Source organism: Longimicrobium sp., assembly GCF_036280135.1.
GTDB lineage: Bacteria > Gemmatimonadota > Gemmatimonadetes > Longimicrobiales > Longimicrobiaceae > Longimicrobium.
The window spans coordinates 1-2,970 of the sequence record NZ_DASURI010000449.1; the positions used below are offsets into that span (position 1 = coordinate 1).

The 2,970-nt window shown below is 74.5% G+C and carries 2 protein-coding genes; both read left to right on the forward strand.

Annotated elements, in window-relative coordinates; translation table 11 throughout:
- Nucleotides 1-1,231 (forward strand): thioesterase domain-containing protein (locus VFZ20_RS14555; RefSeq protein ID WP_329684627.1); only part of this gene is annotated, 1,231 nt, incomplete at its 5' end.
- Between the two features lie 284 nt (nt 1,232-1,515).
- Nucleotides 1,516-2,970, forward strand: a 1,455-nt coding sequence (locus VFZ20_RS14560) for a condensation domain-containing protein (protein ID WP_329684628.1), incomplete at its 3' end; no start/stop codon positions are given.

The window sequence follows — 2,970 nt, forward strand, 5'->3', positions numbered from 1 at the left end:
GGGGTACTTCACGGGCGAGGCGGTGGAGAGCGAGGCGCTGCGGGGGCACCTGGCCGAGGCGCTGCCGGAGTTCATGGTCCCCGCGGCGTTCGTGCGGATGGACGCGTTCCCCGTCACGCCCAACGGCAAGCTGGACCGCCGGGCCCTCCCCGCGCCCGAAGCCGCCTCGTTCACGGCGCGGGCGTACGAGGCGCCCGTGGGCGAGACGGAGCAGGCGCTGGCCGGGATCTGGGCCGAGGCGCTGGGCGTGGAGCGGGTGGGCCGCGGCGACAACTTCTTCGCGCTGGGCGGGCACTCGCTCTCGGCCGTGCGGGTGATCGCGCGCATGCGGCAGGCGCTGGGGGTGGAGGTTCCCCTGACGCACGTCTTCTCGCATCCAACCGTGGAATCGCTCGCCGCGCGCCTCTTCGCGCCGGAGGCTCCCGTCCCCGCCGACCGGGCCGTCGCCGTCCGCGCCACGGGCTCGGAGCCCCCGCTCTTCCTGGCGTACACGGGCGCGGGGTCCATTGCCTACGCGCAAAAGCTGCATCCCCACCTGAGCCAGGAGGTGCCGGTGTACGCGCTCCCGGCACCGCCCCTCTCGGACGCGGCGCCGCGGACGGTGGAGGAGATGGCGGCGCGGCTGGTGGGGATGATCCGCGAGGTGCAGCCCGCCGGGCCGTACCGCGTAGCCGGCTGGTCGTTCGGCGGCGTGCTGGCGTACGAGATCGCCGCGCAGCTCATCGCGGGGGGCGAGACGGTGGAGTTCCTGGGGATGCTGGACACGTACCCGCCCGCGTACTTCCGCACGCTGCCGCCCATGGACGCCGTGGACCCGGACGCGATCGGACACGGAGAGGCGCCGCCCCGGACGGCCCGCTCCGCGGACCGCGACGGGGACGCGGACTTCGAGGCGTACGTGGCGCGGCTGCACGCCGAGGGCAAGCTCCCCGGCCACGTGACGGCGCCGCAGTTCCGGGAGATGCGAGCGCGCGGGCGCGTGAACGACCAGGCCGTGCGGGGATACGAGGTACGGCCCATCCCCGTGCTCGTGCACCACTTCTCCGCCCGGGAGGGCGCGATGGTGGACGAGCCGTCGCGCGGCTGGCGGGACCTGCTCCCCGAGGGCTCGCTGCGGGTGACGCCCGTGCCGGGGGACCACCAGTCCATGTTCGATCGCTTCAACGTGGCCGTGCTGGGCGAGGCGGTGGCCCGGGGCCTCCAGGCCGCGCTCGCCGTCCACGGCTCCTGATACGCCACGTCAGGACCACGATCCCGGTCCCCGGGGGAGGGGGGGACCGGTTGAAGGATGGTTTTGCGCCGGTTATATTTGAATTTCGCATCCCATCCCGTTTGTTGCCCGCAGTTTCGTCTGCCGACATTTCACGCGCGATCCGCAGCGAGCACACGCGGCGGCCCGGGGCTCGTTCGGCGAGCCGGGCCGCCCGCTGCCTTGTTGCTCCCTCCCGCCGCGTGCCGTCCGGCGGACGACGTCGCCGCGCCGCCGGCTGATCTGCTTTCGAACCGAACCGCCTGATGACCAACGACCTGTCGCGCGCACGGAGCCTTTCTCCCCAGGAGAAGCGGGCGCTCCTGGAGTCCCTGATGCGCAAGGAGCCCGCGGGCTCGCGGGTCGCGCCGCTTTCCTTCTCCCAGCAGCGCCTGTGGTTCCTGGAGGCGCTGGAGGAGCTGGGCGGCACGTACCACATCCCCCTGCGGCTCGCCCTCACGGGGCCCCTGGACGTGCCCGCCCTGCGCCGCGCGCTGGACCGGATCGTGGAGCGGCACGAGGTCCTGCGGACGACGTTCGGACAGGCGGACGGCAAGCCGGTGCAGCGGGTCTCCGCGCCCGGCGGCTTTCCCCTGGCCCAGCACGACGTGCGGGACACGCCCGACCCCCGCGCCGCGCTCGACGCCCTGGTGCGCGACGAGGCGGCGGCGCGCTTTGACCTGGCGGCGGGCCCGCTCGTCCGCGGCACCCTGGTCCGCGTGGCCGACGATGAGCACGCGCTGCTCATCACCCTGCACCACATCGTCAGCGACGGCTGGTCCATGGGCGTGCTGGGCCGCGAGCTGGGCGCGCTGTACGAGGCCTTCGGCACGGGCGCGGCGGACCCGCTCCCCGCGCTGCCCACGCAGTACGCGGACTTCGCGGCGTGGCAGCGCCGCCGGGTGAGCGGCGAGCTGCTGGAGCGGCAGGCGGCGTTCTGGGAGCAGGCGCTGGCGGGCGCGCCGGAGCTGCTGGAGCTGCCGGCGGACCACCCCCGCCCGGCGCGGCAGGACTTCGCGGGCGCTTCCGTTCCCGTGGCGCTGGACGCGGAGCTCAGCGCGGCGCTCCGGGCGCTGTCGCGGCGCAGCGGCACCACGCTGTTCATGACGCTGCTGGCCGGGTGGGCCATCGTGCTCGCCCGGCTCTCCGGCCAGGACGACGTGGTGGTGGGCACGCCCATGGCCGGGCGCGACCGGCGCGAGGTCGAGGGGCTCATCGGCTTCTTCGTCAACACGCTGGCCCTGCGCGTGGACCTGTCCGCCGCGCCCACCGTGGCCGACGTGCTGGCGCAGGTGCGCACGCGGGCGGTGGAGGCGCAGCAGCACCAGGACATCCCCTTCGAGCAGGTGGTGGAGCGGGTGCGCCCCGCGCGCAGCCTGGCCTACAGCCCCCTGTTCCAGGTGCTGTTCGCCTGGCAGAGCGCGCTGGGAGACGGCCTGAGCCTCCACGGCCTGCGGACGGAGCCCCTGGGGGCCCCCGCGCACGACACGGCCAAGTTCGACCTGTCGCTGGCGCTGTGGGAGAAGGACGGGTGCATCACGGGCGCCGTGGAGTACGCCACCGCCCTCTTTCGCCGGGAGACGGTGGAGCGCTGGGCCGGCTACCTGCGGCGGGTGCTGCGGGAGATGGCGGCGGATGAGCATCGTCCCGTGGACCGGCTGCGGATCCTCCCCGGGGAGGAGCGCCGCCTCGTGCTGGACGCGTGGAGCCGCGCGGACGTG